Here is a 21,946-nt window from a genome sequence, read left to right on the forward strand (position 1 = left end):
GATATGAGCAATGCAAAAGCAGTAACCGATGCCACCTTTAAGGCTGAGGTTCTGGAAAATTCCAAGCCAGTAATCGTTGATTTCTGGGCCGAATGGTGCGGTCCCTGCCGCATGGTCGCCCCGGTTCTTGATGAAATTGCCGCAGAATATGGCGATAAGGTCGATGTCGTGAAGGTCAATGTCGAAGAGAGCGGCGACACCGCTATGGAATACGGCATTACTTCTATCCCCGCGATCTACCTTTTCAAAGATGGGCAGGTTGTAAAGAAGAGCGTAGGCGCTCGTCCCAAACAGGCGCTCATTGCTGATTTTGAGGAATACATCAAGTAGGTTTTCTTCAAGCCTTCATCCTCAAAAACCCATAGAAGGTGTGGATGTTTCACGTGAAACATCCACACCTTCTATCTTTATACCTGCTTCGTTTACAGGGCTACAAACACTTTATATACTTTTTGAGGTTGTATTTTAGATAAGAATATCTTATGAAGATACTATCCGTGAATTTCTGTATGACTTCGGCATAGTTCTTCCTGTAACCATTTCATAGTGTCGAAAACGTAGGATTTTAGCCTGTCTCGATAAATACCCTTGTAATCCTCAATATCCAAAAAGGAAGCGCAGGCTTACAATTACCTTCAGCTCGGAGTTCGTGTTAGTCTCATCCCACTCCCCTGCTCTGCTATATACACCGTTGTAGGGTCCGCAAAGACTCGTATACCTATCGTTTTCACACATACTCCAGACCTCTGTGAGCTCTTCTTATCCGGAGACAATGTCAGACAGCAGGTAAAAACGCCCACGAAGCTCACTACACCAGATATACACACTTTATACAAGGCTGGGGGTGGTGATGTTTCACGTGAAACATCACCACCCCCAGTAGATTATGCGAGGAAGGATTCTAAGCTATCGCATGGACTAAGAACCTTTGAAATCAGAATCCAGAACCCGAATAATGCGGTTGAGATCCTCTACATTAGCAAATTCAATAGTCATCTTACCCTTACGAGCACCGAGCGAAATCTTAACCGATGTATCTAGTTTATCGGCGAACGCATCCGCGATATAGTCCAATCGCTCGTGATGCTTCTGTGGCTGTGGGGTTTTCCGCTCTTTATCTGCCGGAGCTTCGCTCGCATGGGCAACAAGCTCCTCAACGGCACGCACAGAAAGCCCTTCATTCACGATCTTCTGAGCAATGGTCTCTATCTTTGCCTGATCGGTTAAAGTCAGCAGGGCACGCGCATGCCCGGCAGCGATAACGCCTGCCGCTACCCTGCGCTGTACGAGAGGAGGCAACCTAAGCAAACGAATCGTGTTTGAGATCTGTGGGCGAGAGCGCCCAATACGCTTTGCAAGCTGCTCCTGGGTGGTACTGAACTCTTCCATAAGCTGCTGATATGCAGCCGCCTCTTCAATGGGATTCAGCTGGCTACGATGCAGGTTTTCCAGCAGGGCATCTCGAAGCAGATCAATATCTTGCGTGTCACGGATAATGGCAGGGATAGTTTCTAGACCCGCAGCCTGGGTTGCGCGCCAGCGCCGCTCGCCCATCACTAACTCATATTTTTCGGCATTTTTCTCGCGTGAAGGGCGCACCACAATAGGCTGCAGAACACCAATCTCGCGAACCGAATGGATGAGCTCAGCCATGTCTTGCTCATCAAAATCAACGCGAGGCTGTTTGCGGTTTGGGTGGATATCAGAAACTTTGATTTCTGCGAACTGAGCTCCAGGAACGGGTACGAGGTTGCTGTTACCTTCTTCCTCAGCTTCCTTCGTTTCTTCACCAAAGAAGAAATCTACCGGGCGGCGTGTTAACGTCGTATTGCGAAGTGCCGCACCCATATCCATACGAGGTTTCTTCTTCTGAACTTCGCGAGGCTGAGACAATGTTTCACGTGAAACATCTGATTTCTGCACAGGCTGCGATGCGGACAAAGAAACAGATGAGACGTGTACGTTCTCTTCTTTTTTCTCCCCCGCTTTCACGGCAGGGGCTTTAAGACTAGGCATCTTAATCGCAGAAACCTTTTGCGGCTTCGATAAACCAGAAGGTTTCCGAGTCTCAGCAGAAGATTCCTGAGGCTTCGGATCCGTAGCCTTTTGCGACGAAGAGATGCGGTTCTCTTGCTGTTCTGTCCGTTTCGTCGTCGCAGACGATTCCTTTTTCGGGGCAGATTTTTTCTGCGGCTCCGGCTTTACGTTGCGAGTCTTCGGGCGTTTTGCCGAGGATGCGGCGGCTTGTTCCTCCTGCTGAGGTTTGCGAGTCGCCGCTACCTTTTTTTCCGCCTCTTTCTCGGCAACATCGGAAGCAGTCACAACAGGCGTCGTATTATTGGGAATGAGAGCACCCAGTCCCCTTCCGAGACCCCGTCGCTTCTCTGCCATATTTTTCCTTCCTCACACCAAATTTTCTACCGCTCTCATACATGCCGATTACACTTCATATGAACCTTGCAGCACCGTAAAATCTGCGCTCAGAAAATTCGGTATTTCCCTAGATATAAATCTCAAAAAGTTTATTTATGGATAATATCGGAGTAATTACCAATCCTGATATGCCGATATTTCAGAGCATCTATATGCTCCGTATTCCTCTTAGCGGCGCGCAATTTCCTGCGCCGCTTCACGATAGGCCTGAGCACCGGTAGACGTTGGATCATAGCTAATAACGGTCTGTTGGTAGCTCGGAGCCTCCGAAATGCGTACAGAACGTGGAATCTTGGTCTGGAGAGTTTCCTTTGGGAAATGTTCCCGTACCTCTTCCGCTACCTGATATGCAAGATTGGTACGTCCGTCGTACATAGTCAGCAGAATCGTACTAATCTCTAGATTGGAATTCAGATGTTTCTGAATCATCTGAATGTTCTTGAGCAGCTGGCTCAAACCTTCCAGGGCATAGTATTCACACTGAATAGGAATCAGGATTTCCTCTGCCGCCACAAAAGCATTAACGGTCAGCAGTCCCAAACTTGGCGGACAATCGATAAATACGTAGTCGAGCCGTCCCATCCCCTGCTGGGCACGCCACTCAGTATAGTCCTCCAGAGCGTTTTTGAGGCGTTTCTCACGCGCCACGACCGAAACAAGTTCAATCTCTGCCCCGGCAAGGTCTATATTCGCGGGTGCACACCATAGATTGTCGAGGTCGGGGCACTCCTGCACAATATCAGAAAGCGGAGTATCGTCAATCAGAGTGTTATAAGTGCTGGGAAGCTCCACGCCATGCTCAATACCGAGAGCCGTCGAAGCGTTTCCCTGGGGGTCATTATCAATGACCAAAACGTTCATTCCCGCTTCTGCAAGGGCGGCCGCAATGTTCACGGCGGTACTCGTTTTACCGACTCCACCCTTCTGATTCGAGATGGTAAAGACGCGTGTATGTGGGGGCTTGGGCAGTAAAGGCGGCGTCGAGCCACCGGGGGTGATCGTCATATATCCTCCGCGCCTGATGCTGATGGTTGATGTGTCTTTCGCCAGATAGAGATACGCACACTATGTTTCACGTGAAACATTGAATAAAGGAGTATCAAGGATGTTTCACGTGAAACACCGATACTGTCTCCGGTCTGCGTTCCTCTTTAAGATTACCTGTCAAAACAGCGATATACCACGTACACCCTCGACAAGTTGTCTAGGATTCGTATTTTTTCACGAAAATTTATGATTTCATCCCCAAGTAATTCACTCTCAGCACAGCATCATGAACCGATTATCAACCTCTCAGCCAGGAAAATTTATACAAGTTCTATTACTTATTTTTAGTATTCCACATTCAAGAAAAACTACGGTGCCCCGCCGAAAGTTCCCTTTCATCTCTTGTGTACCACAAACTCTTTCTCCGCTATCAGGCAACGAGCATAAGAAAAGGGTTGAAGATACATCTGAGAATGTATCTTCAACCCCTATGAAGCTCGCAGCTTCAGAGTTTATCGAGACTAGAGTGTAACTCGCACAACGGTTGTGGGCTCATCCAGCAGCCCCTCCCCCGCCGTCAGGATTTCAGTCTCGCGAGCCCCGAAACGGTTGAGTTTTTTCTTAGCCTTCTTGATTTCCTCCCGTGCAGAACGCCCTTTGAGAGCCAGAAGCTCACCGGTACCACGTAAAATCGGCAGGGTAATATCCACAAGACCCACCAGCGCAGATACGGCGCGAGCAGTCACCACATCGGCTTCAACCTGCCCGACAGCCTGCTCGGCCCGGGAACGCAGAATTTTTACGTTCTCAAGGCCTAGATCCTCAACCACTTCATGAAGCCATATCACACGGCGTTCCAGAGGCTCTATGAGCGTGATTGATAGATCGGGGCGGGCAATAGCCAGACAAAGCCCCGGCAGACCCGCTCCAGAGCCTACATCCGCCACGGATGCGCCTTCGGCGATATATTCCTGCACGGCGGCACAATTGAGTACGTGACGAGCCCACAGGCGCGGTACTTCGCGCGGACCAATGAGCCCGCGCTCAATCCCCGTCGTCGCCAAATGTTCCACATAGCGCTGTGCCAGAGGAAGACGATCACCAAAAATTGCGGTGGCGGCTACAAGGTCTTGACCTTCACAAGGAACCGTCATTTACGCCTCCGGAAGGGAAATCACCACATGGCGATGTGTGCCTTCGCCTTCGGATTCGCTGTAGAGCCCCTGTTCAGCAACCACATCGTGTACAACCTTGCGTTCATAGGCGCCCAGTGGTTTCAGGTGGAAATCTTCGCCGGAGGCACGCACCTTCTCGACGGCGTCGAGGGCTATTTCGGTGAGCTGTTCTCGACGTTGTGCACGGTAACCCGCAATATCGAGAATAAGACGCGAACGGTTGCCGCTGGCGGCCAGAACCGACAGACGCACGAGTTCCTGCAGAGCGTCTAAGACCTCACCGCGGCGACCAACAAGGTGGCGCAGATCTTCGTTCCCATCGTCATCATTCACTACAGAGAGATAGATGCGCTGGTTGCGCACCTCAATATCAATATCTCCGTCAAGATCAACAATATCGAGAAGTTCTTCGAGGTAGTCAGCGGCTATATCCCCTTCTTCCTCAATCATGCTGATTTCGTCGATTTCTTCGACAGCCTCAGCTTCCGATGCGGTGCTTGGCGATTCTGCGGTTTCTTCAAATATTTCAGTCATGGTTTTCCTTGAATTTATCGATGCTGTGTTTAGTTGAGTTTCGGCTTATTCGAGTTTTTATTGCCCGAATTGTTCTGCCCGCCGCCTTTACGCTGCTGCTGTTTCTGGCGTTTCTTACTCATGGGTTGCTGACGCTGGCCCGCGGCGGCACGCTCACGCGCCTCCTCAAGCTCTTTTTCGTGCTGTTCTTTGGTTTTTCCAACGGGGGGCAAACCTTTAGCGGCACGGCGTTCGTTGAGCTCCTTCTCAGCCTGGGAACCGGGAGTAGGATTATTGCGGATAACCCACCACTGCTGCCCGAGAGCCCAGAAGTTTGAGACGGTCCAGTAGTACATCACACCAAGAGGGAAGTTAATGCCCGTCACCGCGAAGATAAGGGGAAAAACGTACATCATCATCTGCTGCTGACGGAACATTGGGGAGCTTTTGGCTGCCTCGGAAATATTCTTGGCGCTGAGCTGTTTCTGGATGAAGAATTGGGTACCACTCATGAGCAGAATCATGATGATGGCCTGAGCAATGGTGGCAGCATGGTTGCCGTTGCCGGGGTTCATCATGGTCGAGAAAATGGGTGCCCCAAAGATATAGGCTTCGTTGAACTGTTTAACCAGTTCCGCGGGAAGCAGCAGAATGCCTTCATTTTTAGCAGCTGCTCCGGAAACACCCATGAGCACCTGGTAAAGACCGAAAAAGATCGGCATCTGCGCGATAATCGGTAAACAGGATGAGAAAGGGCTGGTGCCGTGCTTCTTGAATAGTGCCATCTGCTCCTGCGCCATAGCCTGGCGGGAAAGCTGATCTTTTTTACCCTTGTATTTGGCCTGCAGCTTTGCAATATCGCCCTGCATGGCGTTCATACCGCGCATCGACTTAATTTGGCGCATAAATAGGGGAATAGTTACGGCACGCATCACGAGAGTCAGACAGATAATGCACAGCACCCAAGTAAAGCCCGAAGACGGATCCATACCAATACTGGTAAAGATCGTGTGGAAGAACCACAGCACCGCAGACACGGCCAATTTAAAAGGCCAAAGGATCATGTCAAAAATGTTCACGGGAGTTTTTCTCCTTATGACTCGGCTAAGTCTTTGTAGGAATCTCGACAACCGTTAGTGGTTGTTCGAGTGAGTTTCTAGGGGATGGTTCAGGAGAATAATTTTAGGTTCCTGACCGGGGGTAAAGGCCCGTTTTCCGGGCGGGACAGGGTCAACTCCGCCGGTTGCCCAGGGATTACACCGCAGGATGCGCCGCACAGTCAGGCTGAGACCGCCGAGAGCTCCATGAGTGGTGACCGCTTCCAACCCGTAGGCGGAGCAGGTCGGATAATATCGGCACACATCCCCATAGAGTGGGGATACGACTTTACGGTAAGCCTTAATAAGCCCAATCAGAATGTTCTGCGGCAAGGTGTAGACCGCATGTAAAAAAGATACCGGATGCACAAACTCATGGGGCGCTTGTGCGAGGCGTTCATCGGGATCAAGCTGATGTGTGTGGGGATGATGTGTGCTGCTGTGATGAGGGTGAAAACGCTCATCACATCGACGATGGTTCATAGTTACCTCCCCCACGATTTTCAACATTGCAGCGTTGATCTTGACGGTCAAGTTTTTTCAGGGAGGATTCTAGGGCACCTTGATAGTCTGCGCGTAATTCTTCCCAGTTCGCTCCAGCGGATACGGGAAGCGCCCGCACGGCAATATATAGTCCCTGCGGGTAGGTGCTAACGGTTGCGGCAGCGAGTTCACGCAAACGCCGTTTAACACGGTTACGAGTCACAGCATTTCCGACGGCTTTTGACACAATGAAACCTATCCGGGTTGTATTTCCGGGTTTTTGAGCCGTATATACAACTAAGTTCCGGCGCCCTGAGCGGGTACCGGAACGAAAAGTCGCGGAAAATTGGGAGCTGGTGCGCATCCGGTGCTGGATTGGCAGCACGTTTTCCTTCCCTGTAGTGGAAAACCCGCTAACACGAATGCATTAGCGGGTTTTGCTGAGTTCTTTATGCCGAAAGCTTGGAACGACCCTTGGAACGACGGTTCGACAGGATAGAACGACCGGCACGAGTGCGCATACGAAGACGGAAACCGTGTTTCTTCGCACGACGGCGGTTATTCGGCTGGAAAGTACGTTTACTCATACTTATCTCCTTGGACACAAAATCCTACCCGCTGGCTAGGATTTCTAAGCTTTTTCGTGCCCGATGGTACCTCGACACTTCGAGGTAGGCGGTACACATACAACAGAACAACTCTAGAAGAGTCTATGCTGCAAAGCAAGTTAATCCGCCCCTCACATAACCCCGAGTTATCCCCAGGTTGTGGGGATTAGACTATCCACAGATGTTCTCAACGGGCCTTCAAAACATCATATCCACAGTTTTCCACATCCTTGTTATACACTTAATTTCCTTGATATATCAAGGAAAAATAACGAAATTCAAGAATTTTTCAACCGGTTATCCTCAGGAAAGACACATTTTTTTCCACATTGTGTATAACTCCTGTGGATAAGCTGTTTATGATGTGTATAACCTACGGTAGAATCTGTACATATCTTTGTCATCTTTACGAGGGGAATCACTGATGAACGCTGAGCACACGCAGCTTCAGAAACACTGGGAACAGGTCATAAGCATTCTGCAAGCGAATCCTGAGGTCTCTCAGCGTCTGCGTGGTTTTGTGAGTCTTGCGCAGCCTCAGGCTTTCGTGGGAACCGTTCTTCTGATTGCCGTTCCCAGTGAACTAACCCGCAATATTTTTCAGTCTCAGCTCAAGGCGCCCTTCCAACAGGCTCTGACCACCGTTTTTGGTCCCGGTGTATCAGAGGCTTTTACGATTGATGAATCGCTTGCACAAACATCTCAGACAGTTTCGCCTTCGATACCGCAGATCGAAGATGATTCTCCTATGCCCCCACTTCATGAGGTTGAGGCCGAGCTCCACACCCCTGTACCGCCGCCTCAAACTGCGGATGTGCCCGTTGCCGATGCACCGGCAGCGTCACCGGTTGATCCCGCCATTTTTGCCGAGCGCCCGCAGAGTTCTTCCCCCTCCCCCACCGATTTTTCCGAAGTACACACGCCACATCATGTGGACTCTGCCGTTCCCGCTCAGCCGACTTCTTCTCCTGCAGAGACTGAGGATATTTCTTCCCCACCCGCGGATACTCATACCGCTGTTCCTTCGGATTCCGGTTGGGATTCTTCGGCACGTCTAAACCCGAATTACACCTTCGATACTTTTGTGATTGGTCAGTCTAACCGCTTTGCACACGCCGCAGCATTTGCTGTTTCCGAATCCCCCGCCCAAGCCTATAACCCCCTCTTTATTTATGGCGATTCGGGACTGGGTAAAACCCACCTCCTGCACGCGATCGGGCACTATGCCAAGCATCTTTTCCCGAGCTTGCGCGTGCGGTACGTAAATTCTGAGGAGTTCACGAACGATTTCATCAATTCGATTCGTGACGATGAAGGATCATCCTTCAAACAGATTTACCGCAATGTCGATATGCTTCTGATCGACGATATCCAGTTTTTGGCGGGTAAAGAACATACACAGGAAGAGTTCTTCCATACTTTTAATGCCCTGCATAATCACCAAAAGCAGGTTGTGATTACTTCTGATTTGCCGCCAAAACAGCTCACCGGGTTCGCCGAGCGTATGCGTTCACGCTTCGAGTGGGGTCTGATTACCGATGTTCAGCCTCCCGAGCTGGAGACTCGTATCGCTATTTTGCGTAAGAAGGCGCAGAGTGAATCGCTCAACGTTCCCGATGATGTGATGGAATATATTGCATCACATATTACGGCGAATATCCGCGAGTTGGAGGGCGCGCTCATTCGTGTAACGGCATTCGCCTCGCTTAATAAACAGCCCGTCGATGTTGCCTTAGCCGAAGTTGTGCTCAAGGATCTCATTACAGATGCGGGCGACGCCGAAATTACCTCGGGGCAAGTGCTGGCGACCACGGCTTCCTATTTCGATGTGACTCTAGAGGATTTACGGTCAAAATCCCGCACTCGAACCCTCACAAATGCGCGTCAGATTGCCATGTACTTACTGCGTGAGCTTACGGATATGTCGTTGCCGCGCATCGGGCAGGAATTAGGCGGCCGCGACCACACAACGGTTATGCACGCGGTACGGAAGGTGGGTGCACAAATGGCCGAACGACGCACTACCTTTAACCAGGTCACCGATTTGACGAACAAAATCAAGCAGGATCAGCGTGAAAGCCGGTAGTTCCCCGGAATTTCAAGGTTTAAACAGCCTGTGGATAACGTGTGTGTTAAACCGGGGCGTTAAGTGGATATTAAGTGCATGATTATTCATGATGTGTGGACGAAAGTAGATGTATAAATATCCATACACAATACATCCTCAGAAACGCTAATTTTTGTCCACTTAATATCCACAGATGATTTCCTTGATTTTACAGGGAAACTCCGGTTTTTCCACGATATCCACAGGGGTTATTAACATTACTGTACTTTAAAGAAAACACCCTCACATAACATGAAGCGCACCCATGCAGGTCCAATCGAACGCAGTATCCAACTATTTTGACTATGGTAGTGAGACAACAGCACCAGATTTTTGTAATTACAATTTTCATAACCTTCTGAAGCTGTCCTGCATGTTCTACCTTCCTGAAGATGTAATTACAAAATTTTCTAAACCCTCTGAGCGGAACTAACCTGTACCCTCTCCTTCACGAACCTGTATCCGGTAGGATGGATTATGCAGTTTTGCATAAACTACACACGCACGATGTAGGGTTCTCAATTCCATACGCATACATGAGCTCATCATCGTTGTTTTTCAAACCCGTTTGCTTCATCACCGAAAGGCTCTTTGATGAAATTTACCGTTGAACGTGACGTACTTGCCGAGGCGGTTGGTTGGACCGCACGCTCGCTACCTCTTCGTCCCACCTCTCCCGTGCTCAACGGTCTTCTCATCAAAGCTGAAAGTGGTGAGGTTTCTATTTCGAGCTTTGATCATGAAATCAGTGCTAAGCAGACGATTGAGGCGTCGGTAGAGCAGGAAGGAACCTGTTTAGTACCGGGTAAGATGCTTGCCGAAATTTGCCGTTCGCTGCCTAATGCAGATGTTGAGTTCGTTGCTAATGACTCCACAATCTTTATGACCTGTCGTTCCGCAAAGTTCCAGTTAGCGGGTATGCCGGTGGCGGACTATCCGGAGCTTCCTGAACTACCGCGGATCTCCGGTACCGTTGATGGCGCGGAGTTCGCTAAAGCTGTCTCCCAGGTTCAGATCGCGGTTTCCAAAGACGAAACTTTGCCGTTGCTTACCGGTATTCGCCTGGAAATCTCCGGTTCAACCATGACTCTTCTTGCTACCGACCGGTACCGCCTGGCAATGCGCGAAATTACCTGGAACCCTGAGAATCCTGATATTGAGGCTGCGGTTCTGCTCAAGGCCAAAACCATGACCGAGGTGGGGCGTACCCTCTCAAGCTCGGGAGAGCTTTCTATCGCACTTCCTGAAAATGGCGATCTTATCGGTTTCTCCGCAGGCTCTCGCCGAACTACGAGTGTTCTCATGGACGGTCAGTACCCGAATCTTCGTGCCCTCTTCCCAACCGAAACCGCGGTTCATGCTGTGGTCCGTACATCAGATTTGGCGGAGGCGGCGCGCCGTATTTCCCTCGTGGCGGAACGTAACACTCCCCTGCGCCTTCAGTTCACCGAAGACGGAAAGGTCTCGATCGATGCCGGGCGCGGCGATGAGGCTCGCGCATCCGAATCGATGCCCGCGCAACTGGACGGTCACGAAATTACGGTGGCATACAACCCCACGTACCTTTCGGAGGGACTGGGTGCCTTTGATACCGACTTTGTACGTTTCTCCTTTACTGAGGCTCCTAAACCTGCCGTGCTCTCCGGCCAGGACGAACCGCTAAGTGAAGAAGATCTTAGCTACCGGTACCTGGTTCAGCCGATTCGCCTGCCCGCTAACTAATCGTGCATTCCAGTACAGGGCATAGAAAATTAGAATAAACATTCGTTTTTATAGAAGGGGGTATTGTGTATCTTGATCATCTTTCGCTTCTTGATTACCGCACCTACCCCCTTCTCAATCTGCCGCTGAGCGCCGGAGTTACCGTTTTTTTAGGGCCTAACGGTGTTGGAAAAACCAATATTATTGAGGCTATCGACTACACCGCGAACCTTTCCTCGCACCGCGTAAGCCATGATGGTCCGCTCGTGCGGGTGGGCGCATCCCGAGCCTATATTCGTGTGCGCACGGTACGCGGTTCACAACAAACGGTCACCGAATTCGAGATAGCACCCGGGGCGAGCAATCGGGTGCGCATCAATCGAGCCGCTCCCGTGCGCGCCCGCGAAGCCCTAGGGATTACGCGCACCGTGTTGTTCTCGCCCGAAGATTTGCAGCTCGTCAAGGGTGAACCCGCGGGGCGACGTCGTTTTATTGATGATTTAGCGGTTTCGCTGCGACCCGTTGTTGCCGGGTACCGTCAGGAATACGAACGCATTTTGCGCCAGCGCAATTCGCTGTTGAAAACATTACAGCGCCGCGGTTCCTTGGCGGCAGACGATGAAAACGCGATGCACACCCTTGATGTGTGGTCGGAACAATTGGCTCAGCTAGGGGCACAGCTCCTCGCAGCACGATTTCGTGTTCTATGGCTTCTGCTTCCCCACCTGAGGCGCGCCTACGCCGGGCTTACCGATGGGTCAAAGAACATTTCATTTACCTACGATTCGACGGTTTTTCCCGAGATCACCGAGCGAGGGCTCGAACATGTTTCGCGTATGAGCATCGACGATATTAAAGATGCGATGGCGCAGCGCTTGCGCGAGCGTCGTGCCGCCGAACTGGAACGCGGGGTGACTCTGGTGGGACCGCATCGGGACGATATAACGCTGCTTTTGGGCGGGTTAGCTGTTAAACAATTTGCCTCTCACGGGGAAAGCTGGTCGGTTGCGCTTTCTTTACGGTTGGCTTCCTGGTTTGTGCATCGTGCCGATGACGATTCCCCCGGGTCCTCCCCCATTCTTATTCTTGACGATGTTTTTGCCGAACTAGATTCAGAACGACGTCACCGTCTCGGTGCTTTAGTAGCCCAGGCAGAACAGGTTTTGCTCACTAGCGCCGTGCTGAGCGATATTCCCGAAGAACTGGGGACGTACCGCTTAGTGCGGGTGAGTGCCGCTCACGCCGAATATGCGCCCGAAACGACAGACACACCGCAGACTGAGGATTTGTCCTCATGAGCGAGAAACTCTGGGATGACGGTGAGGAAATAGGCACGCAACCGTCGAATCATGAAGAATCTTCACTTGATCCCGAGCAAGAATACTATCGTGATGAGGTCGATGCCCCCGCCGCCATAGTAGAACGGATGCGTGCCGCCGCAGCAGCCCGCGGCGAGGGGCGACTCAACGCATTCTCTGCAAAAAAGATTCTTCGTGAATTTGGCTCTGCCATGAGCGCCGAACCGGGACAGCGGAAAACTCGCGCCCAGCGGGTCGATATGCGTGCGTTGGGCGGCTATACCGCCTCTGGAGAAGATTCTCGCGATCCGAAACCGCTTGACGGCGTGATCTCGTACCTAATTCGTTCTCGCGGGTGGAAAGAACCCGTGGCGGTCTCCAGCGTCATGGCGCGATGGAGTGAACTCGTTGGGCCCGAACTTGCCACGCACGCTAAACCAACGCGCTTTGAGAATGCCGTGGTCGATGTGCAGTGTGATTCGACCGCTTGGGCAACGCAGCTTAGGCTCATGCGTAATCAAATTGTGCAGATGTTCGCGCGTGAGCTTGGTGAAGGCGTGGTGGCGAACATCCGTATTTACGGGCCGAATAACGGGCGCTGGGCATCGCGCGGTCCTAAACGAGCACCGGGAGGCCGAGGGGTACGAGACACCTACGGATAACCCGCTTATTTGACACCTTTGCGTCATAAGGGCCTAAATCGCCGGAAACGAAAATAACGGTACGGTATATATCCCCCACCGCATACCGGGGTGAGTATGCTCAGAAAAGCCTTAGAAGGCTGTATATTCGAAATAAGCCGTTCCACGCCCTTCAAAATATGGGCGTAAAGTCGTGAAATTCGGTAGAATATTAGAGAATATGCTGATGCTGCGCTCATCTAGGTGCAGCGGTGATACATCACCGGGCATGAGATCTACCCCAAGGAGTTACGCACTCGTGACATCTGAACAACCCCATGAATACGGCGCATCTGACATTACCGTTTTGGAGGGTCTGGAAGCGGTTCGTAAACGTCCCGGTATGTATATCGGCTCGACAACCGAACGCGGTCTACACCATCTGGTTTACGAGGTGGTCGATAACTCCGTAGATGAGGCGCTCGCAGGTTACGCAAGTCATATTGAAGTTACAATTCAGGCCGATGGTGGCGTGCGCGTTCAAGATGATGGCCGCGGTATTCCCGTGGATGAGCATCCAACTGAGCATAAATCCACGGTCGAGGTCGTTATGACTGTTCTTCACGCTGGCGGTAAATTCGGCGGCGGCGGATATGCCGTTTCCGGTGGTTTGCACGGCGTGGGTATTTCTGTCGTTAATGCGCTCTCAAAAAAGGTTGTAACCGAAGTCCACCGTCAGGGTTATTCCTGGCACATTTCTTTTGCTAACGGTGGTATTCCCGATGGTCCCCTGCGCCGCGGTAAAGCCTCTCAGAAGACCGGTACTATTCAGACGTTCTACCCTGATCCCGAGATTTTTGAGACCGTTGAGTTTGAGTTTGAGACTCTGCGTGCTAGGTTCCAGCAGATGGCGTTCCTGAACAAGGGACTGACAATTTCTCTCACCGATGAGCGTGACCAGTTTGAGGGGGGCGATGAGGTTGCCGAAGAAGAGGATGAAAAGGATAAAGTTCTTCCCCTCAACCGTGTAGGCGCAAACTCCGAAGGGCACCGCACGGTCACCTATCGTTACGATAATGGTCTTTTCGACTACGTGCACTTTCTCAACGCGGGTTCAAAAACCGTTATTAACGAAGATATTATCTACTTTGAGGCTGAGGACACCGTGCGTCGTATGGCGCTTGAGGTGGCTATGCAATGGACCGGGTCGTATAAAGAGTCGGTGCACTCCTATGCGAATACGATCAACACCCACGAAGGCGGTACTCACGAAGAGGGTTTCCGTGCTGCGCTGACGTCTCTGGTGAATCGTTATGCTCGCGAAAATAAACTGCTGCGCGATAAAGACGATAACCTCACCGGTGAAGACGTGCGTGAGGGTCTGACCGCGGTTATTTCGATTAAGATTTCCGAGCCGCAGTTCGAAGGGCAGACGAAGACGAAGCTCGGTAACTCCGAAGCAAAATCCTTTACCCAGCGCGAGATTAACGATCATATGGCCGATTGGTTCGATCGTAATCCTGCTGTTGCCAAAGATGTGGTGCGCCGCGCTATTACGGCGGCACAGGCACGTATGGCGGCACGTAAAGCGCGAGAAACGACTCGGCGCAAGGGTCTGCTGGAGACCAGCTCCATGCCCGGTAAACTCAAGGACTGTGCCTCAAAGGATCCGTCGATCTCCGAAATTTATCTGGTGGAGGGTGACTCCGCAGGCGGTTCGGCAGTGCAGGGGCGCGATCCAAATAGCCAAGCCATTTTGCCGCTGCGCGGTAAGATCCTCAACGTGGAGCGTGCCCGCCTCGATCGAGCGCTTTCCAATGCTGAGATTCAGGCTATGATTACGGCTTTCGGTACCGGTATTGGCGACGATTTCGACCTGGAGAAAGCACGCTACCACAAGATCGTTCTCATGGCAGATGCCGATGTGGATGGCCAGCACATCACCACCCTATTGCTAACCCTGCTCTTCCGCTTTATGCGTCCGCTTATCGAAGCCGGATATGTGTATTTGGCACAGCCTCCGCTGTATCGCATCAAGTGGTCAAATGCCCCGCACGATTATGTGTTCTCTGATGCCGAGCGAGATGAGGCTTTGGCACGCGGTCAGGCAAAGAATCAGCGTCTACCCAAAGACAACGGCATTCAGCGTTACAAGGGTCTTGGCGAGATGGATTATACCGAGCTGTGGGAAACCACAATGGATCCTCAACGCCGTACCCTGCTTCAGGTGAAGATGGAGGATGCGGCTGCAGCCGATCAGATCTTCTCGGTTCTGATGGGTGAGGATGTAGAAGCCCGCCGCGACTTTATTCAGCAGAACGCCAAGGACATTCGATTCCTCGATATCTAAAGAGTTTGGCATATAGCCAGTTGGCTATATTTCCCAAACGGAATATAAGCGAGAGAGTCACAGAGGAACGGAAAAACTCATGAGTGAAGAAAACCAAAGCGAAAACCCAGATATCGAGGTCACCACAAATAGTGGTGAGATTGTGCTTGACGATCCCCACGGTCATATTGAACAGGTAGATCTGCAGACCGAGATGCAGCGTTCCTACTTGGACTATGCAATGGCGGTTATTATCGGTCGCGCCCTGCCTGATGTGCGTGATGGACTCAAGCCTGTGCATCGTCGTGTAATCTACGCGATGTATGACGGCGGGTATCGACCCGATCGTGCCTTCAATAAGTGCGCTCGCGTGGTGGGCGATGTGATGGGTCAATTCCACCCCCACGGCGACAGAGCCATTTACGATACCCTTGTACGCCTGATCCAGAGCTGGATTATGCGCTATCCTCTGGCGCTCGGTCAGGGTAACTTCGGGTCCCCCGGTAATGACGGCGCTGCGGCTCCGCGTTATACCGAGACGAAGATGGCACCTATCGCCCTGGAAATGGTGCGTGACATTAATGAAGATACCGTCGATTTTCAGCCTAACTATGACGGTAAATCGCTTGAGCCTACGGTACTGCCGGCGCGCATCCCGAACCTTCTGGTGAACGGTTCCTCAGGTATCGCCGTGGGTATGGCAACCAATATTCCCCCACATAACCTGCGTGAAGTCGCCGCAGGTGTGGAATGGTTCCTCAAGAACCCGAACGCCACGAATGAAGAGCTTCTGAGCGCTCTTATGGAGCGTATTAAGGGACCGGACTTCCCCACCGGTGCCACCATTTTGGGTACTAAGGGTATTGAGGATGCTTACCGCACCGGCCGTGGTTCCATTACGATGCGCGCGGTTGTCAATGTCGAAGAGATCCACGGGCGCACTTGCCTTGTGGTGACCGAGCTGCCGTACCAGGCAAACCCCGATAACCTGGCGATTAAGATTGCCGACCTGATTAAGGAAGGTAAAGTCACCGGAATTTCCGATCTGCGTGATGAAACCTCCGGCCGTACCGGCCAGCGCCTCGTGATCGTGCTTAAACGCGATGCCGTGCCCAAGGTTGTACTCAACAACCTGTATAAGCACACCCAGCTGCAGGAGAACTTCTCCGCCAATATGCTGGCGATTGTGGATGGCGTTCCGCGCACTCTCTCACTTGATGCCTTCATTCGCCACTGGGTAAACCACCAGATGGACGTGATTGTACGTCGTACTCGGTACCGTCTGCGTCAGGCTGAGGAAGAAGCACATATTCTGCGTGGTCTGCTCAAGGCCCTGGACGCTCTGGATGAGGTTATTGCACTTATCCGCCGCTCCCCCACAGCCGATGAAGCTCGTTCGGCCTTGATGGACTTCCTGGATATTGATGAAGCGCAGGCTCAGGCAATTCTGAATATGCAGCTTCGTCGTCTGGCGGCTCTGGAACGCCAGAAGATTCAGGATCGCCACGACGAACTGCAGCGCCTCATTGCGGAATACAACGCGATTATTGCTTCTGAAGACCGCCAGCGCGAGATTATTTCCGAGGAACTGGGCGAGATTGTGAATCGCTACGGCGATGACCGCCGCACCGAGATTCTGCGCGGTTTCAACGGCGATATGTCGATGGAAGACCTTATTCCTGAGGAAGAAGTCGTCGTAACGATTACCCGCGGCGGATACATCAAACGTACCCGCAGCGACCAGTACCGCAGCCAGCATCGCGGCGGTAAGGGAATTCGAGGCGCTCAGCTGCGCGGCGACGATGTTGTGGAGCACTTCTTCGTGACCACCACGCACAGCTGGATTCTGTTCTTCACCAACTTGGGGCGCGTATACCGCACCAAGGGCTATGAACTGCAAGAGGCTGGGCGTGATGCCAAGGGACAGCATTTAGCGAACCTTTTGGAATTCCAGCCGGATGAGCATATTGCCCAGGTCATGGACCTGAAGACCTATGAGGATGCCGAGTACCTGGTTCTTGCCACGAAGGGCGGATTGGTCAAGAAATCTCGCCTGAGCGACTACGATACGAACCGTACCGCCGGTCTAATTGCGATTAACCTGCGTGATGATGACGAAGTGGTCTCTGCGTTCCTTGTCTCCCCCGAAGATGATATTCTGCTGATTTCGCGCAATGGTATGTCGTTGCGCTTCCACGCTAACAATGAGTCTCTGCGTCCTATGGGACGTTCGACTTCGGGCGTGACCGGTATGAAGTTCCGTGACGGTGATGAACTGATCTCGGCACAGGTTGTTATCCCTGAGTCCTTCGTGTTTGTCGTGACCGAGGGCGGATACGCCAAGCGTACTCATGTTGAGGGATATCGCGTTCAGGGTCGTAACGGTTTCGGTATTAAGGTTGCTAAGCTTGTGGAAGGCCGTGGCGCTCTTGTGGGTGGCCTGATCGTATCTGAGAACGATGAGGTGCTCGTGGTGATGCAGAGCGGTAAGGTTGTTCGCACCAATGTGAGCGAAGTTCCTGCCAAGGGACGCGACACTATGGGCGTTATCTTTGCGAAGCCGGGTAAGGGCGATAGCATTATTGGTATTGCTCGTAACCAAGATCGCCAGCTAGATGAACAGAAAGAAGACGACGCTGAGGTGGAAGCCACAGAAGAATCTGTGATAAATTCCGAGGTGGTGGATACGCAAGAAAATACGCCAACCACCGCATCCACCGATGTAGACGGAGGTAACTAATGAGCGCAAACCCACAGGGGTCGGCTCCAGGAAAACAAACGGCACCCGCAGCACAGGGATCCCCTGCGGGCGGTACGAGTGCTTCTAACCGGCAAAATAACGCATCTAAGCCTGGCGGTTCATCACAACAGCGTCCTGCGAGGCGTCCCGCCAACGGCGCGCGTCCTAAGAATAAGGGACAACGACGCCAGTCTATCCGCCCGGTTCCGCGCTCGCGTATTCGCCGCGCTCGTCTGGTGGTTCAGCGAATTGATACCTGGTCGGTTGCGAAGGTGGTCTTCCTGCTCTCTATGGCTCTGGGCATTGTGACCATTGTGGCTTCGGTAATCCTCTGGCTTTTCTTGCAGGCCTCGGGTGCTTTTACTGGCGTGAACCAGATCTTAACCTCCATGGGTACCGGTAACACCAATATTGATATTACCCAGATGGTCAATATCGGTCAGGTGGCTTTGGCAACGACTATTCTGTCGGTCATTAACACCGTTATCTTCACGCTTTTGAGTATGATCGGCGCAATTTTGTATAACTTGGCCGCTAAGCTCGTGGGTGGTATTACGCTGACCCTCAGCGACGAATCATAAGATAGTCCTGAGTATCTAAAACCGCCGTCTTTGTGCGTTATCGACCGGGGTGAGTATCGGAGTGATACTCCCCCGGTTTTCTGGTTTTATGGGGTTTCTCCCTGTGTTGTAATGCACATCTAAGAGATTTGGCAACAGGGTAAAACATCTGTATAGTTATATTTCGTTCTTGCGGAGAATTCCGCCGGAATGGGAGGGCGTATAGCTCAGGCGGTTAGAGCGCTTCGCTGATAACGAAGAGGTCCCAAGTTCAAGTCTTGGTACGCCCACTCTCCATGATGAAAGGTTGCTATGAAAAAGCTATTTGTTCTTGCGGCTGTCTCGATCGTGGCATTTCTGGGATTCAAAAAGGTTCAGTCGCAGCAGGTCCGTCAGGCCTGGCAGGAATCTACAGATTCCATTTAGAATTTCATAGCGATTTTCCGCTAATGCGGGGGCGTGGCGCAATTGGTAGCGCATCTGCTTTGCAAGCAGAGGGTTAGGGGTTCGAGTCCCCTCGCCTCCACGTTTCGGTGATTATAGTGAGAGGGAAACGCCTGGTTCCATTCCGAACCCAGTAGCTAAGCCTCTTTGCGCTGATGGTACTGCACTTTGATGGGTGTGGGAGAGTAGGTTGTCGCCGGACTAGTTTTAGAAAAAGGACCCCGAGTATAGAACTCGGGGTCCTTTGTTTCATTACCAAAATTCCGCTAAATTCTCTCAAATATTTAGTTTTCCTAGATGGAACTACAAACCTTATAATCGCGCTGCGTCAAAATCCTCACATCTACATGAACAGTAGATGAACACGTGTTATACATGAGGAGACCTGCTGTTGGGGAGAATCTTAGGAAACGCTATAAACCACAGAAAACCATGGAAAAGGCTCGTGATATATGGTGGATTTATTATCCGTATATCCTTTATTTATCGGGTTTTTAGGTCAAGATGAGGTATTGTAGCCCACAGGCATTGTGTTGGTTTATGTTGTTTTAAGTGTTATTTCGTTTTGGGGAAGAATACTTTAGATTTTACGCGAGACATTCCATAATCAAAATGTGACTACTGAACTTATCATCCTCGTGATTGTGGTGTTGACGGCACTGGCCTTTGACTTCACAAACGGCTTTCACGATACCGGAAACGCGATGGCGACCTCCATCGCTACCGGTGCGCTTAAGCCTAAGACAGCGGTGGCGTTGTCAGCATCGCTGAACCTAGTGGGTGCCTTTCTATCCGTTGAGGTTGCTAAAACCGTTGGTAAAGGGCTGGTAAACCTTGACAGGATTGATATCAGTACCAACGGTTCCGATCTTATGTTGATCGTCTTTACTGGCCTTGTAGGCGGTATTCTCTGGAATGTGCTGACCTGGCTTTTTGGGCTTCCCTCCAGTTCTTCCCACGCTCTTTTCGGTGGTTTGATCGGTTCCGCGCTTGCCGCTATGGGGCTCAATGGTGTGCAGTGGGAAGGCGTTGTTTCCAAGATCGTAATTCCCGCCGTGATGTCCCCGGTTGTAGCGGCTCTTGTATCTACGGTGGGTACATGGCTGGTATACCGCGTCGCCTCGCCGGTATCTGATGATAAGAAGACCAACGGATTCCGTTGGGGTCAGGTGGGCACCGCATCCCTTATGTCCTTGGCACACGGCACCAACGATGCACAGAAAACTATGGGCGTGATCTTCCTAGCCCTAGTTGCTTCCGGTACCGTAAAAAACGACGATGCTATCCCGTTCTGGGTCAAAGCATCTTGTGCCATAGCCATTGCCTTGGGTACCTACCTGGGTGGCTGGCGTATTATCCGCACTCTGGGTAAGGGCATTGTGGAAGTTGATACCCCGCAGGGCGTAGCCGCCGACGGAGCATCCGCAGCAATTATTCTGACCTCCTCGCACTTTGGTATGGCACTTTCGACCACCCATGTTGCTACCGGATCAATTCTGGGTACCGGTTTGGGTCGTAAAGGCGCAGAAGTACGCTGGGGTGTTGCCGGGCGTATGGTAATTGCTTGGGTGATTACCCTTCCCGCCGCATCCGCTATAGGTGCTATTACGTGGCTGATTGGTACGGGACTAAACAACCTGACGAACACTCATTACGTGGGTGAGTTGGTTGTCTTCTTGATCCTGCTGGCCTTTAGCATCTGGATGTGGAGCCATTCCCAGAAGGATGCTGTGGACGCATCGAACGTGACCGCCGATTGGAACGACAGCAAGAATGACAGCAAGGCAGAGGAGACTCAGGACGAAACTCTTGAGAGCCGCCAAAGCGATGATCAAGATATTCCTGAATTACCCTCTCCGGCACGTGAAAAGGCGGGTGCGTAATGTCTCTTTTCGAATTGTTTGAAAAGATCGTCCCTGTTGTTCTTGCCGGGCTTTTCTTAGGTGCCGGTTTGCCAGCACTCTACGCCTTTGGAATGCGCTTGCTGGCGGGGGATACCGAGTACACGGCAGACGGTAAACTTATCGAGATTCAGCCTCCTAGTCGCGGTTCAAAGATTGCCGCGAGCGTTGTATTTGCTATCATCATAGGAATTGTGTTTATTGGCATTCTGTGGGTCGCCAAAGATTTCATCTTCCATACTTTTGGGTGGAATATATTTGGTGTGACCGGTGGAGGTCACTAAATACATGCTTGAAGATAGATATGATGAACGTATAGAGGAGGTATCCGATGCCGGATAAAAACATCATCTCGCGTGTTGTTGACTGGCTCAGTGTCGGTTACCCGAAGGACGTTCCTGTTCAAGACCGTGCAGCGGTTATGGCAATTTTGAAAATGCGTTTGACTGACGAACAGCTTCAAGAAGTTGTGCGTCGTCTTATGCAGTCGCGTGCCGCTCGCGGCGAGGCGTATGTAAGTGACCAACGCATTAACGAATACATTCGTCGTGTGGTAGACCATACACCAACCCCTCAAGATATTGACCGAGTCGCCAAAATTTTAGGTGCACACGGTTTCTTAATATCGGAGACTCACGTAAATGACGGTACTGAGATCGAGGGGCATCCTGAATATGTCACCTATGATGACCCCACTACCGGGGAAATCCGTATTGCCGAACTTGCGGCAGCCGATGTGACACTCCAGAACGAGGCACTTGAACAAAACAACGCCGGGCAGCATGAAGAAGAAACTCAAAAAGCTGAATCTGCCTAGGATAATCCGAAGACAAAGCTGTGGGGCAAGAATTGCAGTAATTCTTGCCCCACAGCTTTAAATGTTTATGGTGCGCATACTAATCTGCCTTAACGTAATCTCATGTGATGTGAAGCGGATGAGACAGTCCTGA

General features: G+C 51.5%; 20 protein-coding genes, 2 tRNA genes and 1 rRNA gene. 15 read left to right on the forward strand and 8 right to left on the reverse strand.

The features are described 5' to 3' along the window. The first annotated feature begins 3 nt into the window (after positions 1-3). Positions 4-330 carry a thioredoxin gene (gene trxA, locus HMPREF2756_RS02560; RefSeq protein WP_070617981.1) on the forward strand — a complete coding sequence of 109 codons (327 nt, stop codon included), beginning with the start codon at positions 4-6 and terminating at the stop codon, positions 328-330. A 588-nt stretch (positions 331-918) separates the two neighbouring features. Here trxA and HMPREF2756_RS02565 read toward each other — a convergent pair. The 8 genes from HMPREF2756_RS02565 to rpmH all read right to left on the reverse strand — a co-directional run bounded on the left by HMPREF2756_RS02565 (position 919) and on the right by rpmH (position 7,275). After that, on the reverse strand, positions 919-2,391 hold the full coding sequence (locus tag HMPREF2756_RS02565; RefSeq protein WP_083301652.1) for a ParB/RepB/Spo0J family partition protein: 1,473 nt from the start codon (positions 2,389-2,391) through the stop codon (positions 919-921). 210 nt (positions 2,392-2,601) lie between these two features. Further along, the gene (locus tag HMPREF2756_RS02570; RefSeq protein WP_004005936.1) at positions 2,602-3,438 is read right to left on the reverse strand and encodes a ParA family protein; all 837 of its coding nucleotides are present in this window, start codon (positions 3,436-3,438) and stop codon (positions 2,602-2,604) included. A 503-nt stretch (positions 3,439-3,941) separates the two neighbouring features. Continuing rightward, positions 3,942-4,574: a 16S rRNA (guanine(527)-N(7))-methyltransferase RsmG gene (gene rsmG / locus HMPREF2756_RS02575; RefSeq protein WP_004005935.1), complete on the reverse strand. Its 633-nt coding sequence runs from the start codon at positions 4,572-4,574 to the stop codon at positions 3,942-3,944. Continuing rightward, positions 4,575-5,129 (reverse strand): Jag family protein, encoded by a 555-nt coding sequence (locus tag HMPREF2756_RS02580; RefSeq protein WP_070617984.1) that lies wholly within the window; start codon positions 5,127-5,129, stop codon positions 4,575-4,577. Positions 5,130-5,158: 29 nt separating this feature from the next. Continuing rightward, positions 5,159-6,187, reverse strand: coding sequence for a membrane protein insertase YidC (gene yidC, locus HMPREF2756_RS02585; RefSeq protein ID WP_070617986.1), 1,029 nt, complete (start codon positions 6,185-6,187; stop codon positions 5,159-5,161). Positions 6,188-6,241: 54 nt separating this feature from the next. Next, positions 6,242-6,688, reverse strand: coding sequence for a membrane protein insertion efficiency factor YidD (gene yidD, locus HMPREF2756_RS02590; RefSeq protein ID WP_048778925.1), 447 nt, complete (start codon positions 6,686-6,688; stop codon positions 6,242-6,244). Then, the gene (gene rnpA, locus HMPREF2756_RS02595; protein WP_083301653.1) at positions 6,669-7,073 is read right to left on the reverse strand and encodes a ribonuclease P protein component; all 405 of its coding nucleotides are present in this window, start codon (positions 7,071-7,073) and stop codon (positions 6,669-6,671) included. The genes yidD and rnpA overlap by 20 nt, the downstream gene beginning before the upstream one ends. 64 nt (positions 7,074-7,137) lie before the next feature. Further along, on the reverse strand, positions 7,138-7,275 hold the full coding sequence (gene rpmH, locus HMPREF2756_RS02600; RefSeq protein ID WP_004005930.1) for a 50S ribosomal protein L34: 138 nt from the start codon (positions 7,273-7,275) through the stop codon (positions 7,138-7,140). A gap of 445 nt (positions 7,276-7,720) precedes the next feature. Here rpmH and dnaA point away from each other — a divergent pair, with 445 nt between their 5' ends. From dnaA to HMPREF2756_RS02665, 14 genes are all read left to right on the forward strand, one after another. Beyond that, the gene (gene dnaA, locus HMPREF2756_RS02605; protein WP_070617995.1) at positions 7,721-9,382 is read left to right on the forward strand and encodes a chromosomal replication initiator protein DnaA; all 1,662 of its coding nucleotides are present in this window, start codon (positions 7,721-7,723) and stop codon (positions 9,380-9,382) included. A 615-nt stretch (positions 9,383-9,997) separates the two neighbouring features. Then, entirely contained in the window at positions 9,998-11,125 is a 1,128-nt protein-coding gene (gene dnaN / locus HMPREF2756_RS02610) for a DNA polymerase III subunit beta (protein WP_070617998.1), read from the forward strand. Positions 11,126-11,190: 65 nt separating this feature from the next. Continuing rightward, positions 11,191-12,402 carry a DNA replication/repair protein RecF gene (recF, locus tag HMPREF2756_RS02615; RefSeq protein WP_048778919.1) on the forward strand — a complete coding sequence of 404 codons (1,212 nt, stop codon included), beginning with the start codon at positions 11,191-11,193 and terminating at the stop codon, positions 12,400-12,402. Then, complete coding sequence (locus HMPREF2756_RS02620) at positions 12,399-13,064, forward strand: DciA family protein (RefSeq protein WP_048778917.1); 666 nt, start codon at positions 12,399-12,401, stop codon at positions 13,062-13,064. Before recF ends, HMPREF2756_RS02620 begins: the two co-directional genes overlap by 4 nt. Before the next feature lie 247 nt (positions 13,065-13,311). Beyond that, positions 13,312-15,372 (forward strand): DNA topoisomerase (ATP-hydrolyzing) subunit B, encoded by a 2,061-nt coding sequence (gene gyrB, locus HMPREF2756_RS02625; protein ID WP_210393506.1) that lies wholly within the window; start codon positions 13,312-13,314, stop codon positions 15,370-15,372. A 79-nt stretch (positions 15,373-15,451) separates the two neighbouring features. Continuing rightward, on the forward strand, positions 15,452-18,091 hold the full coding sequence (gene gyrA, locus HMPREF2756_RS02630; RefSeq protein WP_070618005.1) for a DNA gyrase subunit A: 2,640 nt from the start codon (positions 15,452-15,454) through the stop codon (positions 18,089-18,091). Continuing rightward, positions 18,091-18,672: a DUF3566 domain-containing protein gene (locus tag HMPREF2756_RS02635; protein ID WP_070618009.1), complete on the forward strand. Its 582-nt coding sequence runs from the start codon at positions 18,091-18,093 to the stop codon at positions 18,670-18,672. Before gyrA ends, HMPREF2756_RS02635 begins: the two co-directional genes overlap by 1 nt. Positions 18,673-18,867: 195 nt before the next feature. Then, a tRNA-Ile gene (locus HMPREF2756_RS02640) sits at positions 18,868-18,941 on the forward strand. A gap of 22 nt (positions 18,942-18,963) precedes the next feature. Further along, positions 18,964-19,077, forward strand: coding sequence for a DUF2648 domain-containing protein (locus tag HMPREF2756_RS11125; protein ID WP_115333524.1), 114 nt, complete (start codon positions 18,964-18,966; stop codon positions 19,075-19,077). Between the two features lie 27 nt (positions 19,078-19,104). After that, positions 19,105-19,177, forward strand: a tRNA-Ala gene (locus HMPREF2756_RS02645). 3 nt (positions 19,178-19,180) lie between these two features. After that, a 5S ribosomal RNA gene (gene rrf, locus HMPREF2756_RS02650) occupies positions 19,181-19,297 on the forward strand. A 412-nt stretch (positions 19,298-19,709) separates the two neighbouring features. Beyond that, positions 19,710-20,978: an inorganic phosphate transporter gene (locus tag HMPREF2756_RS02655; RefSeq protein WP_070618012.1), complete on the forward strand. Its 1,269-nt coding sequence runs from the start codon at positions 19,710-19,712 to the stop codon at positions 20,976-20,978. Beyond that, a complete protein-coding gene (locus HMPREF2756_RS02660; protein WP_004005921.1) occupies positions 20,978-21,280 on the forward strand; it encodes a hypothetical protein in 303 nt (100 codons plus the stop codon). Before HMPREF2756_RS02655 ends, HMPREF2756_RS02660 begins: the two co-directional genes overlap by 1 nt. A gap of 47 nt (positions 21,281-21,327) precedes the next feature. Continuing rightward, entirely contained in the window at positions 21,328-21,813 is a 486-nt protein-coding gene (locus tag HMPREF2756_RS02665; RefSeq protein ID WP_004005920.1) for a DUF3349 domain-containing protein, read from the forward strand. Positions 21,814-21,946: the final 133 nt, after the last annotated feature.

Origin of the sequence: Rothia sp. HMSC067H10, assembly GCF_001810635.1 — a bacterium.
Classification (GTDB): domain Bacteria; phylum Actinomycetota; class Actinomycetes; order Actinomycetales; family Micrococcaceae; genus Rothia; species Rothia dentocariosa.